Origin of the sequence: Neglectibacter timonensis (assembly GCF_900048895.1) — a bacterium.
Classification (GTDB): Bacteria; Bacillota; Clostridia; order Oscillospirales; family Acutalibacteraceae; genus Acutalibacter; species Acutalibacter timonensis.
Genome location: NZ_LT160640.1, coordinates 228,883 through 255,784, shown reverse-complemented (window position 1 = coordinate 255,784; position 26,902 = coordinate 228,883). Strand labels below are relative to the sequence as shown.

The following is a 26,902-nucleotide window of genomic DNA, read 5'->3' as shown; positions in this document are numbered from 1 at the left end:
ATAATGCCATTATAAACCTAATAGTTCTTTCTTTTTTGCATCAAACTCGGAATCTGTGATTGCTCCCATATCCAGCAACTCTTTATACTTTCTTATTTCATCCGCTGGTGATACGCCACTTGAAATCGATGAATGGTTTTTGCTGAGAATATAATTCACAAATGCACTAAAATCATCGGGTTCAGCTGCAATTTTAAGGTCAACTGTTTGACCGCCACCGAGAACCAGAGACAACTCTCCTTTTAGATAGGTAGCGCTCGTAATAGACGAGTAGTTATAGACATCAGCGAAGTACAGCGTACCAAGTTTACGCCGGCCAAGGATAACTGCCTCATTGGTACACAGGGCACAGTTATTTGTATCTGCAGAAAGGTTAGAACAGAGAATACTATTTACTTCATCTTCGTTCTTGATGACTTTATAACGCATAGCAGTTTTGAGTATCTTTTGAGCCTTTTTATCAAAAGCGGCATGATTTGCGTAATACATCGTTACACCTCGATTCTATAAATTCTATGTTGTAATTATACCGTGTAGGGCGATTTGTGTCAATTATTAGAGCCACCCGTGTCAAGCTATTTCCAGCCTTCCTTGATAATGACATACCATGTATGCGTACTATAATTTTAATTGGAGGAAGCATACATGACAGCAGAAACTATCAAGCAACTGCGTGAAGCACGAGGTTGGACACAGGCGGAATTAGCAAGAAGGCTGAACATTTCAAGAAATGGCGTTAATACATGGGAGCAGGGACTGTCCATGCCGTCCCCGCACTTTCTGGTTGAGCTTGCCAAAATATTTTCCGTTTCCACCGACTTCCTGCTTGGCGTCGAATCACTACATACTATCAATGTTTCGGACCTTTCCGCAAAAGATGTGGCAATGCTGACAGACCTTGCGGACCGACTGAGAAGTGTTTAGGAGAGTGCTGCTGTCGTGGTAGCGCTCTCCTATTTCTATGAAAGAGGTGGAACCTATGAAAAAGCGTTTAACAGCAATACTACTTGCCCTTGTCCTAATGATGGGGCTTACAACATTTGCCGCCGCTGAGGAAGGCATTCCAACCGCTGCGACATTCGATGAACTCGTTGCCGCTATGGAAAATGGCGCTACTACTGTCGAGATTACGGGTACAATTAGTGTAACCGGCAATCTGGGGAACAATGATGTTACTATCACATTGACCCGGTCAGCGGACTTTGCGGACGGTGCTTTGCTTCAAATCGAGCAAGGGGAAATCAAGAACTTAATAGTCAGTGGTGCGGACATAGATACCGAAAGCCCATTAGCCATAATCAGCGGAAGTTGCCTTATTTCAAATACTGCATTCACAAATTGTACTGATAGCGCCGTTGTAATAACAACCGGAACGGCAATGTTTGAAAACTGCTCCTTTGAGGACAATTCAGGTACTCATATTACCAATGACGCAGAAGCAGTCTTTACTAAATGCAGTTTCTCTGATGGACAGTCGAAAGACAACGGTGGTGCCATTAGAAATACAAAAACTCTGCAATTACAGAACTGCACCTTTGCCCAAAACGGTACAAGTGTTGATTCTGAACTATGCGGCGGTGCCATATATAATGCAGGACAAATGTATGCCTACAAATGCACTTTTACCGATAATACTTCAGGACAGGGCGGTGCTCTTTATAATGTTGGCAGTTCCGAACTTATAGAGTGCACTTTCACAAATAATTCTGCAAATATCGGCGGTGGAATATATAGTACCGGCACTATGCGAACAATCGACACCCTTATATATCAAAACACCTCTATTGAGGCGGCCGCAGATATTTTTGCGTCAAATCCGATTACTGTTTCGTATAACGAGGAGTATGCGTTTCCTGAATCGACGAGCGGTTGGCATAGCGACAGCTCCGATAGCCGTAAAGGTAAAAAACTCTTTGATACCTCCTTTGAGGGAGTCGGAAGCCTTGTGTTTCTAATGGAGTCGGACTTGCCCGCCAAGGAACCAGACCCGCCCGCTGTTGACCCAACGCCAACTCCTACGCCCGAACCTGAACCGGAGCGCCCGACCGTTCGCCCTTCGTCCTCTGGCGGTCATCATACTACTGCCGTGAATAAGCCGATTAAGCCAACTCTTGATAAGGCCAAAACTTTATATTTGAGTGGCTATTGCGACGCCGTTCCAAATGAGAATATTACCCGCCGACAGGTCGCACATATTCTCTATAACCTTATGAGCGCGGAGAGTCAGAAACATTATGCCAGCAACGAGAACATATTTATTGATGTCAAAGACGATACGGCGATTGCAGCATTAGCAAAGGCAAAAATCGTTTTGGGGTATGACGAGCATTACCGCCCTGACGCATACTTGACACGTGGAGAACTGTGCGCCATACTCAGCCGATTCTCCGATTTGAAAAGCGGGGCAAGTTCATTCCAAAATATCGAGCACCATTGGGCAAGGGACTATGTAAATATCTGCGTTTCAAACGGGTGGATTGCTGACGGAACAGAGATTGACCTAAACAGCTATATTACAGTAAAGGTTGCCGCTAACATTATTGAAAAAATGCTATAAATGCGAAAACCGGTCTGCTATGCAGGCCGGTTTTCTTGCTGTGGGACTCCACGGTCTCCCGTATCACACAATAACCAACTCCGAGGGTAAAACCTAAGGGCCTACTATATAAAACCCGATACGGTCAATTATGGGCTTGCGCCGATTTCTCGGATTTCACAGACATAAATCTCAATTAAGCTGCTGTCGGCGCAACTTAGGGTTATCGATTCCGGGTCCGGCTCGTTATCCTGTTCACTGGTCCAGTCAATCCATACGCCGGTTACTTTGATACCGTCTTTACATATTACGGTTACCTGCCTATCAAGCAACCCCACATACTTCGCCATATCCATGGTGCTGCTTTCGTCAATGACATCAAACAATTCTGGCGGGAAAAGGTGGGTTTCATCAGGCTCGGTCATAATGCGATAAAAGTCTCCCTCGATTGAAAGGACTTCCCGAACTGCCCCCATCGGTAAATCTTCAAGGCTGACACCGATATATTTTACTTTCACCTTTTCACCCCCTACCGGAATTATTATATCGAACCGCTGCTAACTTGTAAATGCGATTGCAGCAGTAGCAGCGGTTCTCCCCATTTTGCTGCTGCAACCCGCTGCATGAAAAAGCCTTTGTTATCAAGCCTTCCAACGCATTTGCAGCGGTTGCAGCGCTTTTTATAGTGTTTTATAAATCGCAAGAAATCAAAGAATATAATACCCCAGTTGGGTATCATATTCCTTATTTTATAAAATGTTTAACCTATGTGAAAATCCGCTGAAACCGCTGCGCCCAGCCTCCGCTTTATGCGGGGGTTCGTTTTTGAAAATACATTTTTTGATAAATTCTTGCAAAGATTTGCTCATTATCTACCTATCTTTGCCGCCGGGTGACACTCTTTTGTCTTTTATGAGTAAAACCTTGCCAATCGCCGCTTCTTTATGTCCTGTAAGCCACTAAAGTTCACATTTACAGTACAATATATACGCGATATAATACAGATAACCACAATATATAGTGTATTTGAAAGTGAGGTTGACCATATGCAGTATGACGGACTACTGACGATAGCGACAGGGAGCTCTCGTCGGTGTACGAATTGGAAAAACAAAAGAATACTGTGGTCCGACCTTGCCGCTAAGCTCTCCAATGTCACGAGGACACAGGAAACGCAAGCAGAGTATGAGCGGATGCCGAAAGATGAGCGGGACCGAATTAAAGATGTCGGCGGCTTTGTAGGCGGTAGCTTAAGAACAAACCGCAGAAAAGCGGATTCCGTATGTGAGCGGCAACTAATCACACTCGACCTTGACAATGTTCCGCAAGATACGGACCCTTGGCCTACTGTTACTCTTGCCCTCGGCTGTGCTGCAGTTCTTTACAGCACACACAGTCATACGCCGCGGAGTCCTAGACTGCGCCTTGTGCTACCGTTGTCTCGACCTGTATCGCCTGATGAATATGGGGCAATTGCCCGCAAAATTGCAGAGGACATCGGGATTGATATGTGCGACGATACGACTTATCAGCCGCACAGATTGATGTATTGGGCCAGTGCCGCAACGGATGCGGAGTTTCGCTATGAAGTTGAGGACGCTCCTTGGCTTGACGCGGACGAACAGCTTTCTCGCTATGCCGATTGGCACGACCCCACACAATGGCCCGTGTCAAGCCGCAAGGCGAACGAACCCCGCCGACTGGCTGACAGGCAGAGCGACCCTACTGAAAAGGGCGGCATTGTCGGAGCATTTTGTAAAGTGTTTTCGATAGACGATGCGATTGACGAATTTTTACCTGATAAGTACAGCAAATGCAGCGACGGACGCTATACCTACCTTGGCGGCTCTACATCAGGCGGTCTGGTTGTCTACGATAACGGTAAATTCGCATTCAGCCACCACAGCACAGACCCGACTTGCGGCAAGCTCTGTAATGCTTTTGACCTTGTTCGCATTCACCTATTCGGTGACGAGGACGAAAACACAGCCCCCAACACCCCGGCAACAAAGCTCCCTTCCTATAAAAGTATGTGCGATAAGGCTCTGTCTGTTCCCGCCGTGCAGCAGGAACTAAAGGCAGAGCAGTTAAGCTCAGTAGTCGCAGTTTTTGATGACGCAGAGAATACAGAATGGGTGCAGGCGCTTGAAATCAACCCGAGAACCGGAAAGCCTGCGGCAACTGTAGATAATGTGTTCCTAATTCTGACACACGACCCACGCTTAAAAGGCCGGTACTACTATGACGAGTTCAGAGCTCGGCCTATTGTGTGCGGCGCCCTTCCTTGGGACACTTCTTCCCATAGGGTATCTGCTTCATGGCTTGATACCGATGACGCAGGATTGCGATGGTTACTGGAACGCGATTATAAAATCGACAGCGCCCCGAAGGTGCGAGATGCCGTAGACCTTGCCATTGACAGCAATAAAATTCACCCTGTCCGTGATTATCTACGCTCCCTTGAGTGGGACGGTCAACCGCGTGCGGAAATGCTGTTCATTGACTACCTCGGTGCAGAGGATTCCAGATATACCCGCGCCGTTACACGGAAGGCCCTTATTGGCGCTGTGGCACGAATCCTCCGCCCCGGCTGCAAGCATGACCACATGCTCGTTCTTGTTGGACCGCAGGGGTGCCGTAAATCCACCACTTTGGCAAAACTCGGTAAACAGTGGTTTTCTGATTCGCTCTATACCATGACCGGCAAGGACGCTTACGAGCAGTTACAAGGAAACTGGATTATAGAGCTTGCGGAAATGGCGGCAACCCGCAAAGCTGAAATTGAACAAATTAAGCAGTTCGTTTCAAAACAGGAAGATACATACCGTGCGGCCTATGCTCGACGGACGCAATCACACCCTCGGCAATGTGCGTTCTTCGGTACAACAAATGACGATGAGTTCTTACGAGACCCCACAGGCGCCCGTCGTTTCTGGCCCGTAACCGTTACGAAAGCGGGTTGCGTTAATGGGGACAAGCTGACACCCGAAATCGTGGACCAAATCTGGGCTGAGGTCGTTACCTATTATGACAACGGGGAAACATGGTATCTCGACAACGAGGTTGAAGAAATCGCCAGAAAGGTTCAGTCGGAGCATACGGAGACAAACGGCAAACTTGGTCTGATTGAGAACTTTATTGAAACGCTACTGCCTGCTGGTTGGGATACTTGGGACCTTGACAGGCGGCTTATGTTCTGGAGCGGCGGATTTGGTCCAGAGCAGAAAGGCACAATGCGTCGGACCCGCGTATGTGCGCTTGAAATCTGGCAGGAGCTTTTCAAAGGCGACCCGAAAAACTACACCACACAGCACGCAAGAGAGATTACCGGACTGCTGAAAAGTCTCCCCGAATGGAGTATGACAACAGCTACAAATTGCGGCGCTCTTTACGGCAGACAGCGCGGATTTATAAGGAAAGAGAGGTAACACCATGAGAATCGACAGAATTAAACTGATTGTCCTAATGGCCGAGCGTGATATGACGATTGGCCGCTTGGCGGAGTTGAGCCGACTTTCGGTCTCCACAATCTGCCAAGTTAAGGCAGGAAAGTCCTGCACACCGAAAACAGGTGCGGCAATCGCCGCAGCCTTGGGCGTTCCAGCAGGCGAAATTGAATCGAGGTGAGGGAATGTCCGATGTTGTTCGTGTGGACGAGGTAATGACCCGCCTCGACTGTTCAATGGGGAAAGCCTATAAAATCATCAAGACACTCAATGACGAGTTAAAACGAAAAGGCTATATCACGGTAGCCGGTCGTGTTCCCCGCTCCTACTTTGAGCAAAAGTGTCTGTTGGAAAGGAAGTGAGAAAATGCAGCGAGTAACCTACTATGACAGTACACTAAAGCAATATGTTTTGGTTGGAAATGAACACGATACGCTAACTGCGCTCGGCAAGTTAGAGGATTCCCTTGAAAAACTGGAACCCAAAACCTTTGGGGAGTTTATGACAAGATTTCGGCAGCGGCGCGGTGTATCTCAAACGTCATTTGCGGCAGCTCTCCATATCAGCCGTGATACTGTTAAAGCGATTGAAGCAGACAAAAATACTCCGTCTTATGAAACCCTGCTTGCGATTACAGATGTGTATAATATTCCCCTTGATACTTTGCGGTTTGCTTTTCGGCGTTATGCCTTCCACCTCAAAGACGAGGCAATCGACTACATGATAGACCGGCAGGACAGCCAGCTTATTGAACCGACTATGTACCGCAATATTGGCGCACTGCTGCAATGTGAACGCCGGTTTATATCAAAATCCCGCAAGCAGCTATCTGATATGAGCGGAATCTCCACTCCCATGATTGCTAAATATGAATCCGGCGAGGTTGATATTGCATGGCCGGTATTGCGGCAATTCGGTATGTGCGTGGATTCTGAGCGTTTACTGGAAGTATGCCAAAAGCTGAAAAATCGTGCAGAAAGAAGGAGAATGATGATATGACCGTTCGAGAAATATATAGACTCCGCCATCAAAAGGCGGTCGGATTCAATAGAGCACGTAGCCGTGTAATTGAGCAGCTTGTAGCACAGCGCGGCGAATGTACTGATACCGCAATCTTTGCGGCACTCCGTGACGAACTGGCTCGCATTACAGCAGATGAAGCACAGATGAACGCTGAAATGAACACATTACTGCGTGCGTCTTTGGCTGATATGGGAATTGACACGCAGTTTGCCGAAGGAGTATTTCTCCACCCGAAGGCGCGCATTTATGATTGTTGTGAGGGTATCGGGTGGTTTGTATCAAAAAGTCTTGATTCTCCGCAAGAGGTCAAAGCACAACAGAATGTTTTAAGAAAGGCAGGTATTGAAAATGACATTTGAAGAACTGAGGGCTGAGGCACAGAAGGCTTATAAGGAAGTTCTGGCGGCTGACGAGGAGCGGAAAAACGATAAAACGATTGCTCGTTTGTCCGAACTTTATGTTGAATCCTATGTCAACGAAAAGCGACGTGAGCGTGACGCTGCTTTTAGGGAATATGTAATTTCCCGCGTAGAGGAACTTAGAGAACTCGTTTCCTCAGTGATTACCGAAAAGCGAAATGGGCTTGACAAAATGCTTTCTACTCCACCGACGAGTGAACAGCTTAGTTTGCTGACTGCGCTTCAGGTGAGGGGCGAGGATATTAGCGAGGGAGAATTACGCAACCTCGCCGACCAATTCATGCCAAATTACCAAGCGGTAAAAGCCTTGCAGACTATCAGCAAGAAAAATGGTGTGCATTTTGCCTTACCTGAAAAATGCGATTACGAAGCATTGCAGGCAGCACTCAACTGGACAGAGAATTACCTGTCGGAGCGGCTTTGCGGTTTGCGTAATTTTACCGCGCCGCGAAATCTGCATGCCTTTGACCGTTTGTTTTTCGGTGAGGGCTGGCGTGACCCTCACTATGATTCCCATGCGGTCAATCTATTTGATTAAATACCATGATAACAGAAAAAGAAGCCCGCAATATGCTCAATAGCTACAAATTACTCTCCTTGAGGGCAGACCTGCGGTATGAGAAAATCAGTTTTTATAAAAAGTACAATGCGGCGGGCGAGTATTGCGAGGTACTCGCCCGCCAAGCAAAAGAATTACTTGCTGCGCGAGATAACATCAACGCGGTGGTTGATTCTCTTGCCGAGCCATATAGGACTGTCCTGTACTTGCGTTTCATTGAGGGGCATACCGTTGAGAAAACGGCAGAAATAATGTTTTACTCCTATCGTTGGTTAATGAGATTGCAAGCTACGGCAATTCAAGAGTTCAGAAAGGCGGTGAACAAATGACCGAGAAACAGGAACGATTTATTGACGAATACATCATAGACTTCAACGCTACACGGGCGGCTATTGCTGCGGGGTATTCCTCAAAACGTGCGAATTCGCAGGGGGTTCACCTGCTCTCTATTCCTGAGATTCAGGCAGAAGTAAGGCGGCGCAAGGCGGAAATCTCTGCGGGACTACGAATTTCCGCCGAACGAGTACTGTGGGAAATGGCGGCACTTGGATTTTCCAACATTTTTGATTATGTTGAAGTCATAGACGGGGAACTTCGCCTAAAAGAACTTCCACCCGAAAAGCAAGGTGCCGTTTCCAGTATCAAGATTACAAAGAACGGCACGGAAGTCAAGCTACACGATAAATTGAAAGCGTTGGAATTCCTCGCCAAATATACAGGGCTAACAGACCATAAAGCAAATACAGAGACGCAAAATAATCTTTTTGAAATGATTGACGCTTGTGGTAAAAGCGCAAATTTTGATGATATTCCAGAACTCAATGGAGATTGGCAACCATAAACAAGCCTACGGTCTCCCACATCAAGTTTTCTTTCTTTTGGAGTATAAACCTACTCTGTAAAAACGGAGCTGATATAGGACGCCGTAGGTACTCCAAATTCAGGGGCTCGCGAATCTTACTATTTGCGATAATATAGATAAAAAGGCAAAACAGGAGGCAAATGTTATGCCAGTATATAAGGACAAGGACCGCGGAACGTGGTATTGCTGTTTCTACTATACCGATTGGCAAGGGGAACAGCAGCGTAAAACAAAGAGAGGTTTTACTAAACAGAAAGACGCCAAAGAATGGGAACGCGCTTTTCTTGACAAATTGCAGGAAAATCCGCAAATGACAATGGCAAGCCTAATTTCTCTGTATAATACAGATATGGCAAGCCGACTCAGGGTGTCAACCATGAACAACAAGGAGCACCTAATAAGGACAAAGATTTTGCCTTATTTCGGCAAAATGAAAATCAGCGACATTAAAGCAACAACGGTTCGACAATGGCAAAATCAGCTCATGGGTGACGAGTACGCCGAAACATACCTAAAAGCAATCAATAATCAGCTTTGCGCGATTTTTAACTACGCCGTTAAGTATTATGGTCTAAAAGAAAATCCTTGTCATAAGGCGGGAAGCATAGGACGCAAGAACGCAAAGGAAATGCAGTTTTGGACAAAAGACGAATACATTAGATTTGCCGCAGCAATCGAGGACAAACCACAAATGCACTCAGCGTTTCAAGTCCTTTACTGGTGCGGCATACGGGAAGGCGAACTCTTAGCCTTGACCAAAGATGATATTGACTTTGAGGGAAACACCATAACTATCAATAAATCCTATCAGCGAATTGGCAAGAAAGATATTATTACGGAGCCCAAAACTCCGAAAAGCAATCGGATTATCGCTTTGCCGAATTTTCTTTGCGAAGAACTTAAAGAGTATATCTCACACATCTATGATAATGGGCGCATTTTCCCATTAACCAAGCATGCCCTATACAGGGAAATGATTCGAGGTAGCAGCCAGAGCGGAGTTAAAAAGATTAGAGTGCATGACCTCAGACATAGCCACGCCTCATTACTTATCGAACTCGGCTTTTCGCCACTCTTGATAGCCGAACGACTCGGCCATGAGAACATAGAAACGACCCTCAATACCTACTCCCATCTATACCCGCACAAGCAAGGAGAACTTGCTCAAACGCTGGACTCCCTGCTAAAAACCTGATTTCAGCGTCATAACAGCATCGCGGCTATCATTAAAAGAGCCCGAAAGCCTTGCAAACAAAGACTTTCGGGCTTTCTTCCATTTATTCCCACTCAATCGTCGCGGGAGGCTTAGACGTGATATCGTAGACAATGCGGTTGACGCCGGGGACTTCATTGATAATGCGGTTCGACGCTTTTCCCAGCAGCTCATAGGGCAGGCGGGCCCAATCCGCTGTCATAAAATCCGTAGTGGTCACAGCGCGCAGCGCCACAGTCACGCCATAGGTGCGTCCGTCTCCCATCACGCCTACGCTGCGGTTGGCTGTAAGCACCGCAAAATACTGATCGACGCTGCGTTCCAGCCCTGCATTTACAATCTCCTCCCGAAAGATGGCATCGGCCTCTTTCAATGTGTCCAGCTTTTCCTCTGTGATCTCCCCCATGATGCGCACAGCGAGACCGGGCCCAGGGAAAGGCTGACGCCATACCAGATTTTCCGGAATCCCCAGCTCAATGCCCGCACGCCGTACCTCATCCTTAAACAGATCCCGCAAGGGCTCCACCAGGCCTTCAAAGCCGATATCTTCCGGCAAGCCGCCCACATTGTGATGACTTTTAATGACAGCCGCCTCTCCTGTGCCGCTTTCCACCACATCAGGATAGATGGTTCCCTGACACAGGAGCTCCACCTTCCCCAGCTTTTGGGACTCCTCCTCAAAAACCCGGATGAATTCTTCGCCGATAATCTTCCGTTTCTCCTCCGGCTCCTCCGCCCCCTTCAATTTCTGAAGAAAGCGTTCTCTGGCATCGACCCGGATAATATTCATATCAAATTCCCTTCGGAATACCTGCTCTACCAGGTTCCCCTCACCTTTACGCAGCAATCCGTGATCCACAAAAATACAGGTGAGATTTTTTCCGATCGCACGGTGCACCAACATGGCGGCCACAGAGGAATCCACGCCGCCGGATAAGCCGCAAAGCACCTTTTTACCCCCGATCCGTTCCTTTAAAGCGCTGATGGTTTCCTCCACAAAGGAGGCCATTTTCCAATCGCCCCTACAGCCGCATATCTCATACAGAAAGTTCCGGAATATCTGATTTCCATATTCCGTGTGCTCCACCTCAGGATGAAACTGTACTGCATACAATTTTTTCCCAGGATATTCCATGGCCGCCACAGGACAATGAGCACTCTGTGCGCAAATAGAAAAGCCCTCCGGCAATCCGGAAATATAATCGTTATGACTCATCCAGCAGACACTTTCCGGCACATCTCGGAACAACAGGGAATCCTCAGAAAAAGAGGTGAGGGTTTTGCCGAATTCATGAACCGGGCTTGCTTCCACCCTGCCGCCCAACAGATGAGCCATAGCCTGCGCGCCGTAGCAAATACCCAACACGGGAATTCCCAATTCAAATACAGACTTTGAACACAGCGGAGCGTCCGGCGCATAGGCGCTGTTTGGTCCGCCTGTGAAAAGGATTCCCTTATACTCCCGAAGCTGCTCCGGGTCTGTTCTGAAGGATTTAATCTCGCAGTAAACATTCAAATCCCGCATCCGTCGAGCGATTAATTGGGCATACTGCCCGCCGAAATCCAGAACCACTACAGATTCATGGCGAGAGGCATTTTCCATTGTTTTACCATCTTCCTTTCTCCGGTCCACGCTGTTATACGGTATCCCGCACAGAGACTGCGGGCCCTCTATCTCCTGCTATTTCTGCTTTGGAGTAACCGCTGAATTAATTACGCCTAACGGCTCGGCACTTACTTTAAGAAAACATACATAATTCGTCTTTATCTCTTGGTAAGATGAGAATTATCTTACCACACATGGCCTGATTCTTCAATACTTGGCAAAAGCTTCCCCAATCTGCACGAAAATATGCTTGACAACACCCTATCCCTTAATATATACTCGATATATGTACTGAGTATATATTAAGGGATAGGGTGTTTCTTAAAATGAGTGTCAAACATATTTTTTTAGCTCTGCTCACAGAGGGAGATCTCCACGGATACGAGCTTAAGCAGCATTATGACCAGCTGCTGCTCCATGAAACCCAGCTCAATTTTGGACAAGTTTATTCGACCCTGTTAAGATTGGAGAGAGACCGCCTCATCTCCCTGAGGGAAAATGGGGGTGCAGACAAAAAGATCTATGCTATTACGGAATTGGGACGGCGGGAACTGTACCACTGGCTGATGGAACCGGGAAAGGAAAGTATGGTTCTTTATGACGAGCTCTCCTTTAAGTTAGCGGCCATGCAGGTACTGAGTTCGGAAGGTTTTCTCCAGATGATTGCTGAATACAAAAAGCTGCTGATCTCACAAATGCAAAGGCTGACCAAAAAAAAGCTGGAAACGCCCAAGGAACAGTTGGGACCGTACCTGCTGTTGGAACGCAGTATTTTGAAGCTGGAGGCTGATATCCGTTGGGCAGATCGATGCCTGGAGCTGCTGCAGAGAGGGGATGAGACTTGATATGCTGGAATTAAAGCAAGTAAAAAAGACCTATCAAAGTAATCTTGGCAAGGTAGAGGCTCTCCGGGATATTTCTTTGAAGATTCAAGATGGAGAATTTATAGCGGTCATGGGAAAATCAGGCTGTGGAAAAAGCACCCTCCTGAACGTGATCGGCTGCATGGATACCTATGACGGTGGAGAATACCGGATTGAAGGTAAAAGTGCTGAAGCTTTAAACCGGAAAAGCCGGGCTCTTCTGCGTCGGGAAAAATTCGGTTTCATCTTTCAGGCCTTTTATCTGCTGCCGGAATGCAGTGTGTTTCGAAATGTAGCTCTGCCGCTGAAATATCGGAAGGTTTCCAGAAAGCAGCATCGGGATATCGTTATGCCATTGCTGGAAGGGCTGGGAATTGCTGAACTGGAGAAACGTATGCCCCATGAGCTATCCGGCGGCGAACAGCAGCGGGTAGCTATAGCCCGCAGCCTCGTAAATGATCCAAAAATCCTTTTGGCAGACGAGCCTACCGGAAACCTGGATAACGAAAACAGCGAGGCTGTGATCGAGTTGCTGGCCAGGGTACGTGAAACGCTCCATAAAACTTTGATTCTCGTCACACACGATGTCAAGATCGCCTCCTACGCCGACCGCATCGTAGAAATGCGCGACGGACAAATTCTTTGAGGTGGAGCTATGCTGAAAAAAACATATCGTGCCTTTTTGGTTCTCGGAATGGCGGTGGGCGTGGTTGCCGGAATCTTCTTCCTCTGCAGCGTGCAGCGCCAAATAGCGGACAACGCCGAAACGGCGGAAATCCGGCGCAAAAACGAGCAAAACGCCAAAATTTATCTTTCCCCCAAAGAGGTGAAAAAAAACACATTGTTCGCTCTGCACACCATGCTGCCGAAGGAATTTGAGGCAGCGGACGGACTGATTCCTGAAGGCTGGCAGTCTGCGCCGGTAGCCGAATCCACCGGTACGCCCCCTGCCGTCACCGCCAATCACACCACGATCCCCGATGTTTCCGTACTCTACTCCACCCCGGATTTCTTTGCGGTGAAGGGGATGGAGCCGCCGGAGGGAGACTGGGAAACAGGTCCCGATACCTGCGCTGCCAGCACCGCTTTTTTGGAAACCTATGGGCTGCATCTGGAGGCTTCCCCCGTGGTGGAGGTTGACGGCCGCAGACTGCGGATCACCTCCGCTTTTGAAGCGGCGGCGTTGGAAAGCCCTCTTGATTCCCTGCTGACTCCGCAGAGTACAGCCCTGCTATTACTCCTTCCCTATGAACCGGCCTTGCAGCGTCAGGAACTCCATGTCGCGTATATCGACATCAGAAAGCCCGACGGGCTTTCTATAGAGGATTTTGAAAGCCGGCTTTCCCGGCTGCAGGAACGGCTCAACGCTCAATTTTCCACCGCAGACACCGTGTTTCACGCGGAGACCGATGCAGATATCTACGAGAGTAGCCGCGTTCCCTCCGGCGACGCGATGATCTTTTCGGGAATTTTTCTTTTGGCCTTTCTGGGAGAGTTTTTAGCCGGAGTCAACATGATGAGCCTTGCCAGCGCAGGAATTCTGGAGAGCAAACAAAAAATTGGCCTGAAGCTTGCGGTAGGCGCTTCCTACAGCGCCGTGTTTCGGGAATTCCTGGGCGAGCTTACTCTGATCTGCGCCAAAGGCCTGCTGTTAGGCGCAGCGGTCTCGGCCGTGCTTGTCTATTCCATCAACAATTATATGGGCAGCTTTCTTTTCTTGTTCAACAGCACCACCATTTTCCTGGCGGCCGCAGTGATCTTTTGCGCCTGTTTTGCGGCCGCCTATTTCCCCTTCCGCTATATTTTGAAACAGCAGCCTGCTTATCTGCTGCGACAGGAGTGATTTTATGAAAGTCGGTAAAACAGCTTATCTGCACTATTTTTTGACCGCCCTGGTGTTGGGGCTGGCTCTCTCCATCAACGGCGGGGCCCAGGGCTGGGCAGGTGGAGCCGTCCTGCTCCTGTTAGACCTGTTCGGCGGAGGCGTTATCATCGTCTGCGCGCTGGGCCTGCTGGGAAATCTGCTGACCGCCGTGCAGCGCAACCGCTGCAGTATCGGCGTGCATATGGCGGTCGGCGCGGACACCGGGGACATTTACCGGCTGGTGCTTTTCGACGCCGTTCTGAAGCACGCCGTCCTTCCCGTACTGCTGGGCAGCATCGGCTCCCAGCTGCTGATATTCTCCGGGGCCTTTCGGCTCCTTGGTCTGCCCTTTCCCTTGCCGTGCGGTCCCTCCTATGCCATTCTCTGTACGCTGGCTGCCCTAATCTTTTTGGTCCTCTGCGCACTGTATCCGGCAGCGGCGGCGGCAAGAATTCAACCGGTGGAAGTGCTGAAAGGAGACTAGTATGAAGCTGCAGAATAGGCACTTAAAAATCCGTCCGTATCTGCTGTATGGTTTCGCAGCGCTGGTCCTGCTTGTTTTCCTGGGGAAAAACACCGCCGCCTACGAGGCTCACCTGACGGACGTGCGCAACTCCGCGGGCCCGCCCCTGCCGGTGGGAGCGGAAGTGCCGGAATTCTCAATGGAGGATTCCGACGGCGCAATTTTGGAAAGCTCCCAGCTGCCTGAAACCAGCACGCTGGTTCTTGCAATCGTTGGCTGCCCTTATGCCCAGGCGGCATTATCCGACCTCAACGCAAAAGAAGGTGTCGAAAATGTTTACGCCGTTTATATTGGAGTGGGCAGCAAAGAGGACCAAGAAAAATTTGAGGAGTTTACCCGGAACTATGAAAATCTTCATATCATGCTGGATCATAAAAACTCTGTGAAATGGAGCTTCCGAACGGATAGCTACCCCACGACCTTCACCCTGAAAGGCGGAAAAATCGTTCAAAAGGAAGTGGGATATCTCGGCGGCGTCACAGCTGTCGAGGACGGCGGAGAAAAAGACGAGATGAGGAATCCTTAGTTCTGTCCCTGTTCCTGTCACCAAAACTGTCACATGGATCATCGCGTTTCCGGCTAAGCGGGGAGTAAACCAGTGCACCATGATGGCCAGGTCTGTATTCGGCAAAGCCCCCGCCCTGTTTTCCAATCAAACAGGGCGGGGGCTTCCGTTTTGATTCACGGTTTCGAATCCCGGGTCGTTATTCTACAGTGACCGACTTTGCCAGATTCCTGGGCTTATCGATATCACAGCCCTTCATAGAGGCCACATAATAGGCGAACAGCTGCAGGGGGATGATGGACAGGGACGGCAGCATAAAATCAGATATTTTCGGGACGCAGAAGGAATAATCCGCCTCCTGAGAGACTGCCTCCTTTTTCTGCTGAGTGGTGATTCCCAGCACGACCGCCCCTCTGGCCTTCACCTCTTTTACATTCGACATCATCTTATCAAAGAGTTTATCATAGGTACAGATGGCAATGACCAATGTCCCGTCTTCAATTAATGAAATGGGACCATGCTTGAGCTCTCCCGCCGTATAGGCCTCAGAGTGGATATAGGAAATTTCCTTGAGCTTCAGGGAGGCCTCCAGGGATGCCGCGTAATCCACATTCCTGCCGATAAAATACATATCTTTGGCATTGAAATATTTGGATGCAAAATACTGAATGGTCTCCTTATCCGTAAGACATGCCGCCACAAACTCCGGCAGGCGCTGAAGCTCTTCAATATACGCCTGAAGCTCCTGTTCTGAAATGTTGTGCAGCTGCTCAGCCATGTAAAGAACTATCATATAGATCACCGCAAGCTGCGTGCTGTATGCCTTTGTGGAGGCCACTGCAATTTCCGGCCCCGCCCAGGTATAGAGCACATCGTCCGATTCATTGGCGATGGTACTGCCCACCACATTGACGATGGAGAGCACGCGGGCGCCCCGCTTTTTTGACTCCCGCAGCGCCGCTAGGGTATCCGCCGTTTCGCCAGACTGGCTGATGATAATCACCAGCGTTCTGTCATTGATAATGGGGCTGCGATAGCGGAATTCAGAGGCCACATCCACCTCCATCGGGATTTTCAGCAGCTTCTCAAAGGCATATTTTGCCACTACTCCTACATGATAGGCTGTACCGCAGGCTACAATGAACACCTTATCAATATTCCGGATTTGCTCCGCCGTCAGCTCAATATCGTCCAGCACGATATGTCCGTCCCGGATTCTGGGGGAGATCGTCTTTCGCAGCGCCTCCGGCTGTTCGCAGATTTCCTTCATCATAAAGTGCTCGTAGCCGCCCTTTTCCGCTGCAGAAATATCCCATTCAATGTGCTCTGACTGCTTCTCAATCCTTTCCCGGTCCGAGTTCCAAAACTCGATAGAATTCCTGGTCAGCACGGCAATTTCCTGGTCCTTCAGGCGGTAAATATCTCTGGTTTTAGAGAGAATAGCCGGAATATCGGAGGCTATAAAATTTTCTCCCCTGCCCACGCCCACAATTAAAGGGCTGTCCTTGCGCACAGCGAAAATCTTTTCCGGACAATCTGCACAGATGATGCCCAAAGCATAGCTGCCTTCCACTCTGTCTATCACCTTTTGAATGGCGGCAAGCACATCGTCATGATAATAATATTCCAGCATCTGCGCTACCACTTCAGTATCCGTATCCGAAACGAATTCCACACCCCGGCGCAGAAGATGATTCTTCAGCTCCAGGTAATTTTCGATAATACCGTTATGAACCACAGCAAATTTTCCGCCGTCGCTCACCTGCGGATGGGAATTCACGTCTGACGGAGCGCCGTGAGTGGCCCATCTGGTATGACCGATCCCCACACTGCCGGGCAGCTTAGCGCCGCCTTCCAAAATCCCTTCTAAAACGCTGAGACGTCCCTTGGACTTCACCACATGCAGGCCGGTCTCGTTATACACAGCCACACCGGCTGAATCATACCCTCTGTACTCCAGCCTCTGCAAGCCGTGAAGAAGAAACGGGGCGGCCTCCTCCATTCCGATATATCCTACAATTCCACACATAGCAACTTCGCTCTCCTTTCTTTCCGGGAACACTACCTCTCGCCGTCCCGGCAGCCAATATTCCGCTTTCCTTCCCAAATCAACAACTCTTCCCGCCGATCACTTCCGGTAGATGATATCCTCCCGGGCGGGGCCGTTCGACACTATGGTAATCGGCACTCCCAGATGCTTTTCCGCGAATTCCACGTAGTTTTTCGCGTCCGCCGGCAGTTCCTCATAGTTCTTGATACCGCCGATATCGCACTTCCAGCCGGGCAGGACCTCCAAAATGGGCTTGCAGCGCTTAAGCTGGGCGGTGGGCGGGAAGGTATCGATCCGTTTACCATCCAACTCATAGGCTACGCAAACCGGGATCTCATCCAGATATCCCAAAGCGTCCAACACAGTAAAAGCTACATCTGTAGCCCCCTGTACCATACAGCCATACCTCGCCGCCACCAGGTCCAACCAGCCCATCCTTCTGGGCCGGCCTGTAGTAGCGCCGTACTCGCCGCCGTCACCGCCCCGTTTGCGCAGCTCCTCCGCTTCCTCTCCAAAAATTTCAGAGACAAATTCTCCCGCGCCCACGGCGCTGGAATAGGCTTTCACCACCGTGATGATCTGCTGGATGGCATAGGGCGGAATTCCGCCGGCTCCCACTGCTCCGTAGCCAGCAAGAGGAGAGGAAGAGGTGACCATCGGATAAATTCCCAGGTCCGGATCCTTCAAAGACCCCAGCTGTCCCTCCAACAGAATGGTCTTTCCCTTCCTGACCGCGTCATACAGAAGTGTGGCGGTATCCGTTACATAGGGCGCAAGCTGCTCCCGATACTCCATAAGTTTGGCATAAATTTCATTCCGGTCCAGCGGCTCTCTGTGATAAAGCTCGGTATACAGCACATTCTTCAGGCCGGTTACATGGTCGATACGCTCCATGAGAGCATCTTTGGCATCAAACAGATCGCTGACCTGAAACCCGATTTTCGCATATTTGTCCGAATAGAAGGGCGCTATCCCCGACTTTGTGGAACCAAAGGATTTTGCCGCAAGCCGGGCTTCTTCCAAACCGTCCTGCTCCTTATGATAGGGCATGACCACCTGGCAGCGGTCAGAAACCAGAAGCCTCGGCCGGGGGACGCCGCGCTCCAAGAGCGTGCTGAGTTCGTTTGTAAAATTCTCTACCGAAAGGGCTACGCCGTTGCCAATCACATTTATTATATTCTGACGGAATACACCGCTGGGCAGCTGGTGCAGGGCAAATTTTCCGTACTCATTGATAATAGTATGCCCGGCATTGCTTCCTCCCTGAAAACGTACCACCAGGTCAGAATTCTCCGCCAGCACGTCCGTGATCTTTCCCTTTCCTTCGTCGCCCCAGCAGGCGCCTACAATTGCTTTCACCATGATGATTTATCCTTTCTTTTGTCCGCCCAATAACCGTAAAAATGGCCGGATATTTCTATCCTTTCAGGAATGTAACCTGATTTTTCCGTTTTCATTTCCCGCCCAGTTCCAGCCGGTACACGCCGGCCTGTGTCAATAAATATGAATGGGAATGCGGGTAAAGAAGCTGCCACTGAATTTTTCGATCCGGCTGCTGCTTGTTCAGACATTGATCTCCGCGCTTTCCTCCCCGACAAAGCTGTATTTTTCCAGTATCGGTGCGACTGAATCCCGCAGAAAATCCTCTGTCTGTACAGGGGCCCGTCCCACATATTTTTCAGGTTTTACAATCTCGTTTAATTCTTCCAACGTCACGCCAAAAATGGGGTCATCTGCGATCCTGGCCAGCAGGTCATTTTCTCCGCCCTGTTCCTTCACCACCCTGGCTGCTTCCATGGAGTGTAAGCGGATATGTTCGTGCAGTTCCTGACGGTTGGCTCCGCGTTTTGCTGCATCCATCATAATATTTTCTGTTGCCATAAAGGGTAATTCCCGAAGTAGATGTTGCCCAATCACCTTCGGGTAAACCACCAGCCCATCCGCCACATTGGCATATAGGTTTAGGATACCGTCCACTGCAAGGAATGCCTCCGGTATGCTGATGCGCTTGTTGGCAGAATCGTCAAGGGTTCGCTCAAACCACTGGGAGGACATCGTCATAGCCGGATTAACCGCATCGGCGATGACATAACGGGCCAGCGAAGCGATGCGTTCGCTGCGCATCGGATTACGCTTATAGGCCATGGCACTGGATCCGATCTGGTTTTTCTCAAAGGGCTCCTCCACCTCTTTCAGGTGCTGCAGCAGGCGGATATCGTTGGAAAACTTGGCCGCACTCTGCGCAATACCGGAAAGCAGAGACAATATCTGACTGTCAAGCTTTCTGGAATAAGTCTGCCCTGAAACAGCAAAACATTGCGTGTAGCCCAGCTTTTCCGCAATCTTTCGGTCCAACTCACGGCACTTTTCCTGATCACCCTCAAACAGCTCCAGAAAACTTGCCTGCGTGCCTGTAGTGCCTTTACACCCCAACAGCTTTGCCTTCGAGAGCTGATATTCCACATCTTCCAGATCCATGAGCAGATCCTGAATCCACAAGGTCGCACGCTTTCCTACCGTAGTGGGCTGAGCGGCCTGGAAATGAGTGAAAGCCAAAGTGGGCAATTCTTTATAGTCCTCTGCAAATTTAGCCAATACCCGGATAACGGCAACCAGCTTATCCCTCACCAGCCGCAGGGCTTCCGTCATCACGATAATGTCGGTATTATCCCCTACATAGCAGGAAGTTGCGCCCAGATGGATGATTCCCGCAGCTTTCGGGCACTGTTGTCCATAAGCATACACATGACTCATCACATCGTGGCGGACCTGCTTTTCCCGCTCCTCCGCCACTTCGTAGTTGATGTCCTCCGCATGAGCTTTCAGTTCCTCTACCTGTTCCCGGGTGACGGGCAGCCCCAGCTCCAGTTCCGTTTCCGCCAGGGCGATCCATAATTTCCTCCAAGTTTTGAATTTCATGTCCGGAGAAAACAAGTATTTCATTTTGCTGCCTGCATAACGGGCAGATAACGGAGAGTCGTATATGTTTCTTGTCATGTTGCTAACGATCCTTTCCCTGTAAATTTTGGAAAAAGCAGAAATTGGGCGCACACAGTACGCCCAATTGGTGCTGCTGAAGGAAGCGGGCGCCTTCCTCCCCCGCTCATTTCAGACCAAGCCTTCTCATCATCTCTGCATAAGCCTCTTCTACACCGCCCATATCTCGACGGAAACGGTCCTTATCCAGCTTTTCTCCCGTGGTTCCATCCCAAAAGCGGCAGGTATCCGGAGAAATTTCATCTGCCAAAATAATTTCGCCGTCAGAGGTCTTGCCGAATTCCAGCTTAAAATCAATCAGATCCACATCGACTGTTTTAAAAAAATCCACCATCAGTCGGTTAATGTTGAGGCTCATTTCCGCAATTTGATCCAATTCCTCCCGGGTAGCTAGTTCAACTGCCAAAATATGGTAGTCGTTTACCATAGGATCACCCAGCTCATCATTTTTGTAGCTGAACTCCAGCACCGGAGACTTCAGCCCGGTGCCTTCAGGCAGCCCCAGACGCTTCGACAGGCTGCCTGCTGCCTTATTGCGCACGATAACCTCCAGCGGAATAATGGATACCCTTTTGACGGCGGTCTCCCGTTCGTTGAGTTCTTCCACATAATGGGTGGGAATCCCCTGTTTTTCCAGCAGACGGAACATATAGTTGGACATCTGATTGTTTACAACGCCCTTTCCCACAATAGTGCCCTTCTTTAGACCATTAAAGGCAGTGGCATCATCTTTGTAGGACACAATGTACAGTCCTGGGTCATCGGTTCTGTATACCTTTTTGGCCTTTCCCTCATAAAGCAACTCTTTCTTCTGCATGATTTGAGAACCCTCCATTCACCGAAGCAACTCTTTGTGCCATATCTTCCATTTTCCAGCGAGCCCATCCATACCTCCAGGCCCAACACGCGTTTATTCTATTACACTGCCCTGCCCGCTGTCAATTACTTCAAAAAAAAAGATGCCTGCGGGTTTATGTGCATAGAATCCAGTGTTCCCGTTTTCTTTGCCCGATCTTTGTCTTTGAAAGAATTTTCCCCGGCGATAGAACCAGATTTTTTGTCAATAGTTCCAGAAAGAGAAAAGCACAGTGCTAGTATTTCAGTTAAAACGAATTTTCGAAAATTTTTCTTGTCATTTTCAGCCGCCCATGGTAAAATATATAGGTAATTTTGCAGGATTCAAACATTCAACTTGCAACTTGGAGGGAACCGATTATGTCTTATGTCAGCACGCAGCTTGAGCTTCTGAAGAAAAAGAATCCCAACGAACCGGAATTCATCCAGGCCGCCACTGAGGTGCTCACCTCCCTGGAGCCTGTGATCCAGGCCAATCCCCAATATGAGGAGAACGGTATTCTGGAGCGTATCACAGAGCCGGAACGCCAGATTATGTTCCGTGTTTCCTGGGTGGATGACCAGGGTAAAGTACAGGTCAACCGCGGCTATCGCGTTCAGTTCAACTCTGCCATTGGACCCTATAAGGGCGGTTTGCGGCTGCATCCCTCTGTTAATTTGGGCATTATCAAATTCCTGGGCTTTGAGCAGATTTTCAAAAATTCTCTCACCGGGTTACCCATTGGCGGCGGCAAGGGCGGCTCCGACTTCGACCCCAAGGGCAAATCCGACCGGGAAATCATGGCTTTCTGTCAGAGCTTCATGACGGAGCTCTACCGCCATATCGGTCCCGATACCGATGTGCCTGCAGGTGATATCGGTACGGGCGCCCGGGAAATCGGTTATATGTTCGGCCAGTATAAGCGCATTCGCAACGCTTTCGAGGGTGTGCTCACCGGCAAGGGTCTCACCTACGGCGGCTCCCTGGCCCGCACCCAGGCTACAGGGTACGGCCTGCTGTATTTTACAAACGCTATGCTTAGAAAGAATGGCATCGAACTCAAGGGCAAGACCGTGGTCATCTCCGGGGCAGGCAACGTGGCTATTTACGCCGCAGAAAAGGCCATGGAGTTGGGCGCAAAGGTGGTCACTATGTCCGATTCCACCGGCTGGGTGTACGATCCGGACGGCATTGATCTTGCTGCTATCAAGGAAATCAAGGAAGTCAAACGTGACCGTCTCACCGCTTACAAAGCATACCGTCCCAATTCGGAATATCATGAGGGCCGGGGCGTATGGAGCATTAAGTGCGACGTAGCCCTTCCCTGCGCCACCCAGAACGAATTGCTGGAGGAGGATGCAAAAGCTTTGGTGGCAAACGGCGTCATAGCCGTGGCAGAAGGCGCTAATATGCCCACCACCATTGAAGCGACTAAAATCCTGCAGGACGCCGGTGTGCTGTTCGCCCCCGGCAAAGCTGCCAATGCGGGCGGCGTGGCCACTTCCGCGCTGGAGATGAGCCAAAACAGCGAACGCCTCTCCTGGTCCTTCGAGGAAGTGGATGCCAAACTCAAGGGTATCATGGAAAACATCTTCAAAAATGCCGACGAAGCAGCGGAAAAGTATGGCCATGCAAAGAACTATGTTGTAGGCGCCAATATAGCAGGCTTCGTCAAGGTAGCCGACGCCATGCTCGCCCAGGGAGTTATCTGATATTAATCTCCCAGGCGGAGATATGAAACAACAGAAAACGGAGGCCCACGTCAACTGCAAAAAGGACTGAATAGCGTCTCTGTTCTTCTCCATCATTTTATAACCACCCGTTGGGCCTAACAAACAGAAAGACAGGCTTGCTAAAAGCAAGCCTGTCTTTCTGTTTGTTAGGCTTATTCAATGCCTTAAACCGTTAAAAAACTCCCGCAGCAACGCCTTGGCTTCCTCCTCCAGAAATCCCCGGTAAACCTCGGGACGATGACTGTATGGCAAAGTAAATAGATCTGCTGCAGTCCCACAGCAGCCTGCACGTTCATCTTCCGCGCCATATACCACTGTATCAATATGAGCATTGATCAACGCGCCTGTACACATAGGACACGGCTCCAGCGTCACATACAGCTCGCAACCAGTAAGCCTCCAGGAATGAAGCTTCCGGCAAGCCTGGGAAATTGCCAGCAGCTCTGCATGACAGAGGGCGTCAGCCTCCGCCTCGCGGCAGTTCCGGCCTTCACCCAGCAAATCTTCCCCCCGCACCACAACAGCGCCTACAGGAACCTCTCCCGCCGCAGCTGCTTCTCTCGCCAGCTCCAATGCACGAAGCATCCACTTCTTTTTTGGTAAAAAAGCAAGTTTTTCCATAGAGCTAAAAGAACAATGTCGCCGTATAGACTGCCATGATACTGAAAAGCACCCAGAACATAGCGGAACGCACGATGCAGGAAACACACTCTCCGACCCGCAGGGGCTGTACGGAATAACTTTCCTGACTGCCGGAAAAAAGCTCCTTCCGCTTGACAGTCAGCAATAGAACCAGAGCTACCAGCCCCAGAACAATCAATGCCCAGAAAACGATTTCCAACACCATGCCTCCCCTGTCTCCAAAGAAGTCAGCGTGACTGGAAAAAACTGCGTAACCGTTATTCAGCGCATGGATGAGAATAGTGAGCCAAAGATTCTTGGTCTTGGCATACAGAAAACCAAAGACCAGACCTGCAATCAGTGCAAACAGTACATTGGAAAAATCCAAATGGAGAAAACTGAAAACGAGTGCAGAGGCCACCACAGCAAAAGCCGTTCCATGTTTTTTCAGCCCGGAAAATAAAACTCCCCGGAAAGCAAACTCTTCCATAACAGGCACAACAATTGCTGTTGAAAAGAATTCCAAAGCAAACTCCTGCCAAGTGGTCACATTGGTCAGGGACCCGGCGGCTTCATAACCAAACATGCCAAAAAATCTCTGTACAGCCATCGCAGGATAATTTCCCAAGAAACAGATGGAGAGCCCCGCCAAAACACATAGCAGGCTGCTGACAAAACCTACCTTCTCAAACTTCAGATAGTCGCTGAGATCAGCATGAATGGCAAACAGATAGATTACAAAAGGCAGCGCAGTGGAAAGCGGTACCGCTACTGCTGACAGCCAGAGTTGAGCGGAACTGTCCAACAAAGCGTTGACGCCGCAGAGTACCATCAGTACTCCAAACAGAGCCCCCCAAAGCATGGCTAAGCCTGTCTGTCCCAGCACAACGAGTCCTAGGCGGTTCAGACTTCTGGTAGCCCCCTTCAACCGCGGATCCCTTCCTGCCTTTATGGCATAGCTGGGAGCCGGAGCATAGAGAGGAGCCGGATAAGCAGGCGGTACAGCATAAGAAGCCGGCATGGGTGCGGACGCCGCCTGATAGAAGGGCATGACCGGCGCAGCCTGAGAGTATCCCAGATAAGGCTGTACCGGGACGCTGCCCTGCGCCTGCTGCATAGGCTGAGCAGGGTATGGAACCGCTTGCGGAGCGGCCGGAGGTACCGGATATGAATATCCTGCCGGCGGCGTTTCAGACGCAGAATATCCGGCAATGGGCGGATAGGCCTGCGGTGCGGCCTGAGGCGGAGGTGGGACCTGTCCCGGCACGCTATAGGGAGGCTGGGTACCGTAATTCATCGGTTTCCTTCTTTCCTGAGTTTTCCGTCACATGATTTCGCAGAGCTTCTGGGAGAAGGCCACCGGATCCTCAATGGCAATTCCCTCAATAAGCAGTGCCTGGTCATAAAGGAGCTCTGCATAAGTTTTCAGCCTGTCTTTATCATGAGGATAAAGGGAACGGAGTTTTTCAAAGACAGGATGTTCAGCGTTAAGCTCCAGCACTCTTTGGGCCTTCACCTTTTCCTGGGCAGGCATAGCATTGAGCACTTTTTCCATCTCTGTGGAGATCATGCCGTCCGTGGAAATGCAGACCGGATGCTTTTTCAGCCTGCCGGAGATCTTCACGTCCTTTACCTTGCCCTCCAGCGATTCCTTCATGCAGGTAAGCAGCTCTTTATTGTCTTCCTCCAGTTGCTCTGAGGCCTTCTTTTCTTCCTCACTCTGAAGCTGCAAATCATCGGAAGAAATGTTGCGGAATTCCTTATCCTCATACTTCTCCAAAATTTTCAGGGCAAATTCATCCACATTGTCCGTCAGGCACAGCATCTCATAGCCTTTTTCCGCGATAGCGTCCGCCTGAGGAAGCTGAAGGATTCGCTCTGTGGTCTCTCCACAGCCGTAGTAGATGAACTTCTGGTCTTCCTTCATTCTGGAAACATATTCCTTTAAAGTAACCGGCTTTTTCTCAGTGGAAGAATAAAACAATACAAGGTCCTTCAATTCTTCCTTTTTGGCCCCATAATTGTCATACATGCCATATTTGAGCTGCAGGCCAAAACTCTTGAAAAATTCCTCATACTTTTCCCTGTCGTTCTGCAGCAGGACGGACAATTCAGAGGCTATTTTCTTTTCCAGCCTGCCCGCAATGAGCTTCAGTTGCCGGTCGTGCTGCAGCATTTCCCGGGAAATATTCAGAGAAAGATCCTGGGAATCCACCAAACCCTTGACGAAGCTGAAACAATCCGGCAGCAGGTCGGCACATTTTTCCATGATCATCACGCCGCTGGCATAGAGCTGCAGGCCCTTTTCATACTCCCGGGTATAGTAATCCATTGGGGCGGTCTTAGGAATGAACAGCAGCGCACTGTAGGTGGCGGCGCCTTCTGTAGATGTCCGGATTACCTTGACGGGATCCTGCCAATCATAAAACTTTTCCTTATAAAAGGCATTCAATTCCTCGTCGGACACCTCTGATCTGGATTTTTTCCAGATCGGCGTCATGCTATTGAGGGTTTCCACCTCAAAATAACTTTCATATTCCGGATCCTTGCCGTCTTTACCGGTTCCCTCCTTCAGCCTGCTTTTCTGCAGCTCCATCCGGATGGGATAGCGGATGTAATCGGAATATTTTTTGACCAGGGAGGTAATGCGGTACTGCTCCAGGAACTCACCGTACTGTTCATCCTCTGTATCCTCTTTCAGATGAAGCGTAATCACAGTTCCGCGGCTTTCTTTTCCGCTGGGACTGATCTGATAGCCGTCCAGTCCCTTTGATTCCCAGCACCAGGACTCTTCACTGCCATAGGCTCTGCTCTCCACTTTGACATCGTCCGCCACCATAAATGCCGAATAGAAGCCTACGCCAAACTGGCCGATGATGTCGATATCTTCCTTCTGTTCCTTTTCATTTTTAAACTGAAGAGATCCGCTTTTGGCGATGACACCCAGGTTGTTGTCCAGTTCTTCCTTGGACATGCCAATACCGTTATCTGTAATTGTAAGCGTGCGGGCTTCGCGGTCCACTGCCACTTCAATGGCAAAATCACTGCGGTCCAGTCCGGTATCGCCCATTTCGAGAGTCTGATAATAGAGCTTGTCAATGGCATCGCTGGCATTGGAAATCAACTCCCTCAGGAAAATCTCCTTATGGGTATAAATGGAATTGATCATCAGGTCCAGCAGTCGTTTTGATTCCGCTTTGAATTGTTTGAGCGCCATAAAATAATACTTCCTTTCTTCTCCTGCCTC

27 protein-coding genes are annotated in these 26,902 nt (G+C 49.5%); 16 read left to right on the top strand and 11 right to left on the bottom strand.

The window, feature by feature from the left end:
* Nucleotides 1-9: 9 nt before the first annotated feature.
* Entirely contained in the window at nucleotides 10-489 is a 480-nt protein-coding gene (locus tag BN3911_RS10095; RefSeq protein ID WP_066865005.1) for an SHOCT domain-containing protein, read from the bottom strand.
* A gap of 156 nt (nucleotides 490-645) precedes the next feature.
* Between BN3911_RS10095 and BN3911_RS10090 the strand changes: the two genes are divergently transcribed.
* Both BN3911_RS10090 and BN3911_RS10085 read left to right on the top strand, forming a co-directional pair.
* Entirely contained in the window at nucleotides 646-924 is a 279-nt protein-coding gene (locus tag BN3911_RS10090) for a helix-turn-helix domain-containing protein (RefSeq protein WP_066865002.1), read from the top strand.
* A gap of 55 nt (nucleotides 925-979) precedes the next feature.
* Nucleotides 980-2,557, top strand: a complete 1,578-nt coding sequence (locus tag BN3911_RS10085) for a right-handed parallel beta-helix repeat-containing protein (protein ID WP_066864999.1) — start codon at nucleotides 980-982, stop codon at nucleotides 2,555-2,557.
* A gap of 128 nt (nucleotides 2,558-2,685) precedes the next feature.
* Here the strand turns inward: BN3911_RS10085 and BN3911_RS10080 are convergent, their stop codons facing one another.
* The gene (locus BN3911_RS10080; protein WP_066864996.1) at nucleotides 2,686-3,054 is read right to left on the bottom strand and encodes a hypothetical protein; all 369 of its coding nucleotides are present in this window, start codon (nucleotides 3,052-3,054) and stop codon (nucleotides 2,686-2,688) included.
* A 528-nt stretch (nucleotides 3,055-3,582) separates the two neighbouring features.
* Between BN3911_RS10080 and BN3911_RS10075 the strand changes: the two genes are divergently transcribed.
* The 8 genes from BN3911_RS10075 (at nucleotide 3,583) to BN3911_RS10040 (ending at nucleotide 10,040) form a co-directional block, all read left to right on the top strand.
* Nucleotides 3,583-5,964: a virulence-associated E family protein gene (locus BN3911_RS10075; protein WP_066864993.1), complete on the top strand. Its 2,382-nt coding sequence runs from the start codon at nucleotides 3,583-3,585 to the stop codon at nucleotides 5,962-5,964.
* 4 nt (nucleotides 5,965-5,968) lie between these two features.
* On the top strand, nucleotides 5,969-6,163 hold the full coding sequence (locus tag BN3911_RS10070) for a helix-turn-helix domain-containing protein (protein WP_066864991.1): 195 nt from the start codon (nucleotides 5,969-5,971) through the stop codon (nucleotides 6,161-6,163).
* Nucleotides 6,164-6,348: 185 nt separating this feature from the next.
* Complete coding sequence (locus BN3911_RS10065) at nucleotides 6,349-6,981, top strand: helix-turn-helix domain-containing protein (protein ID WP_066864988.1); 633 nt, start codon at nucleotides 6,349-6,351, stop codon at nucleotides 6,979-6,981.
* Nucleotides 6,978-7,364 carry a hypothetical protein gene (locus BN3911_RS10060; RefSeq protein ID WP_066864986.1) on the top strand — a complete coding sequence of 129 codons (387 nt, stop codon included), beginning with the start codon at nucleotides 6,978-6,980 and terminating at the stop codon, nucleotides 7,362-7,364. Before BN3911_RS10065 ends, BN3911_RS10060 begins: the two co-directional genes overlap by 4 nt.
* Nucleotides 7,354-7,962 carry a hypothetical protein gene (locus BN3911_RS10055; RefSeq protein ID WP_066864983.1) on the top strand — a complete coding sequence of 203 codons (609 nt, stop codon included), beginning with the start codon at nucleotides 7,354-7,356 and terminating at the stop codon, nucleotides 7,960-7,962. The genes BN3911_RS10060 and BN3911_RS10055 overlap by 11 nt, the downstream gene beginning before the upstream one ends.
* A gap of 32 nt (nucleotides 7,963-7,994) precedes the next feature.
* Entirely contained in the window at nucleotides 7,995-8,312 is a 318-nt protein-coding gene (locus BN3911_RS10050) for a hypothetical protein (protein WP_066864980.1), read from the top strand.
* A complete protein-coding gene (locus BN3911_RS10045) occupies nucleotides 8,309-8,824 on the top strand; it encodes a terminase small subunit (protein ID WP_066864977.1) in 516 nt (171 codons plus the stop codon). The genes BN3911_RS10050 and BN3911_RS10045 overlap by 4 nt, the downstream gene beginning before the upstream one ends.
* A gap of 166 nt (nucleotides 8,825-8,990) precedes the next feature.
* The gene (locus BN3911_RS10040) at nucleotides 8,991-10,040 is read left to right on the top strand and encodes a site-specific integrase (protein ID WP_066864974.1); all 1,050 of its coding nucleotides are present in this window, start codon (nucleotides 8,991-8,993) and stop codon (nucleotides 10,038-10,040) included.
* A gap of 82 nt (nucleotides 10,041-10,122) precedes the next feature.
* Here the strand turns inward: BN3911_RS10040 and guaA are convergent, their stop codons facing one another.
* The gene (guaA, locus tag BN3911_RS10035; protein ID WP_066864971.1) at nucleotides 10,123-11,661 is read right to left on the bottom strand and encodes a glutamine-hydrolyzing GMP synthase; all 1,539 of its coding nucleotides are present in this window, start codon (nucleotides 11,659-11,661) and stop codon (nucleotides 10,123-10,125) included.
* Between the two features lie 329 nt (nucleotides 11,662-11,990).
* Between guaA and BN3911_RS10030 the strand changes: the two genes are divergently transcribed.
* The 5 genes from BN3911_RS10030 to BN3911_RS10010 are packed head-to-tail and all read left to right on the top strand — an operon-like array spanning nucleotide 11,991 to nucleotide 15,440.
* Nucleotides 11,991-12,509, top strand: coding sequence for a PadR family transcriptional regulator (locus BN3911_RS10030; RefSeq protein ID WP_066864968.1), 519 nt, complete (start codon nucleotides 11,991-11,993; stop codon nucleotides 12,507-12,509).
* Between the two features lies 1 nt (nucleotide 12,510).
* Entirely contained in the window at nucleotides 12,511-13,173 is a 663-nt protein-coding gene (locus tag BN3911_RS10025; protein ID WP_187127724.1) for an ABC transporter ATP-binding protein, read from the top strand.
* A 9-nt stretch (nucleotides 13,174-13,182) separates the two neighbouring features.
* Nucleotides 13,183-14,370, top strand: coding sequence for an ABC transporter permease (locus tag BN3911_RS10020; protein WP_066864963.1), 1,188 nt, complete (start codon nucleotides 13,183-13,185; stop codon nucleotides 14,368-14,370).
* Nucleotides 14,371-14,374: 4 nt separating this feature from the next.
* Nucleotides 14,375-14,875 carry an FtsX-like permease family protein gene (locus BN3911_RS10015; RefSeq protein WP_066864961.1) on the top strand — a complete coding sequence of 167 codons (501 nt, stop codon included), beginning with the start codon at nucleotides 14,375-14,377 and terminating at the stop codon, nucleotides 14,873-14,875.
* Between the two features lies 1 nt (nucleotide 14,876).
* Nucleotides 14,877-15,440: a TlpA family protein disulfide reductase gene (locus BN3911_RS10010; protein ID WP_066864958.1), complete on the top strand. Its 564-nt coding sequence runs from the start codon at nucleotides 14,877-14,879 to the stop codon at nucleotides 15,438-15,440.
* Between the two features lie 178 nt (nucleotides 15,441-15,618).
* On the opposite strand, the gene glmS is transcribed toward BN3911_RS10010, so the two are convergent.
* The 5 genes from glmS to purC all read right to left on the bottom strand — a co-directional run bounded on the left by glmS (nucleotide 15,619) and on the right by purC (nucleotide 21,283).
* Nucleotides 15,619-17,448: a glutamine--fructose-6-phosphate transaminase (isomerizing) gene (glmS, locus tag BN3911_RS10005; RefSeq protein WP_066867742.1), complete on the bottom strand. Its 1,830-nt coding sequence runs from the start codon at nucleotides 17,446-17,448 to the stop codon at nucleotides 15,619-15,621.
* 99 nt (nucleotides 17,449-17,547) lie between these two features.
* Entirely contained in the window at nucleotides 17,548-18,831 is a 1,284-nt protein-coding gene (locus BN3911_RS10000; RefSeq protein ID WP_066864955.1) for an adenylosuccinate synthase, read from the bottom strand.
* The gene (locus tag BN3911_RS09995; RefSeq protein ID WP_066864952.1) at nucleotides 18,825-19,040 is read right to left on the bottom strand and encodes a hypothetical protein; all 216 of its coding nucleotides are present in this window, start codon (nucleotides 19,038-19,040) and stop codon (nucleotides 18,825-18,827) included. Before BN3911_RS09995 ends, BN3911_RS10000 begins: the two co-directional genes overlap by 7 nt.
* Complete coding sequence (gene purB / locus BN3911_RS09990; RefSeq protein WP_066864950.1) at nucleotides 19,033-20,466, bottom strand: adenylosuccinate lyase; 1,434 nt, start codon at nucleotides 20,464-20,466, stop codon at nucleotides 19,033-19,035. Before purB ends, BN3911_RS09995 begins: the two co-directional genes overlap by 8 nt.
* Nucleotides 20,467-20,572: 106 nt before the next feature.
* Complete coding sequence (gene purC, locus BN3911_RS09985; protein WP_066864947.1) at nucleotides 20,573-21,283, bottom strand: phosphoribosylaminoimidazolesuccinocarboxamide synthase; 711 nt, start codon at nucleotides 21,281-21,283, stop codon at nucleotides 20,573-20,575.
* 398 nt (nucleotides 21,284-21,681) lie between these two features.
* Between purC and gdhA the strand changes: the two genes are divergently transcribed.
* On the top strand, nucleotides 21,682-23,013 hold the full coding sequence (gdhA, locus tag BN3911_RS09980; protein ID WP_066864945.1) for an NADP-specific glutamate dehydrogenase: 1,332 nt from the start codon (nucleotides 21,682-21,684) through the stop codon (nucleotides 23,011-23,013).
* A gap of 177 nt (nucleotides 23,014-23,190) precedes the next feature.
* Here gdhA and BN3911_RS09975 read toward each other — a convergent pair whose 3' ends face one another.
* Genes BN3911_RS09975 through htpG form a run of 3 tightly spaced genes read right to left on the bottom strand, consistent with a single transcriptional unit; the run spans nucleotide 23,191 to nucleotide 26,872 of the window.
* Nucleotides 23,191-23,619, bottom strand: a complete 429-nt coding sequence (locus BN3911_RS09975; RefSeq protein ID WP_242871108.1) for a nucleoside deaminase — start codon at nucleotides 23,617-23,619, stop codon at nucleotides 23,191-23,193.
* Between the two features lie 40 nt (nucleotides 23,620-23,659).
* Nucleotides 23,660-24,952: a CPBP family intramembrane glutamic endopeptidase gene (locus BN3911_RS09970; protein ID WP_066864940.1), complete on the bottom strand. Its 1,293-nt coding sequence runs from the start codon at nucleotides 24,950-24,952 to the stop codon at nucleotides 23,660-23,662.
* A 27-nt stretch (nucleotides 24,953-24,979) separates the two neighbouring features.
* Nucleotides 24,980-26,872, bottom strand: coding sequence for a molecular chaperone HtpG (htpG, locus tag BN3911_RS09965; protein ID WP_066864937.1), 1,893 nt, complete (start codon nucleotides 26,870-26,872; stop codon nucleotides 24,980-24,982).
* Between the last annotated feature and the right edge of the window lie 30 nt (nucleotides 26,873-26,902).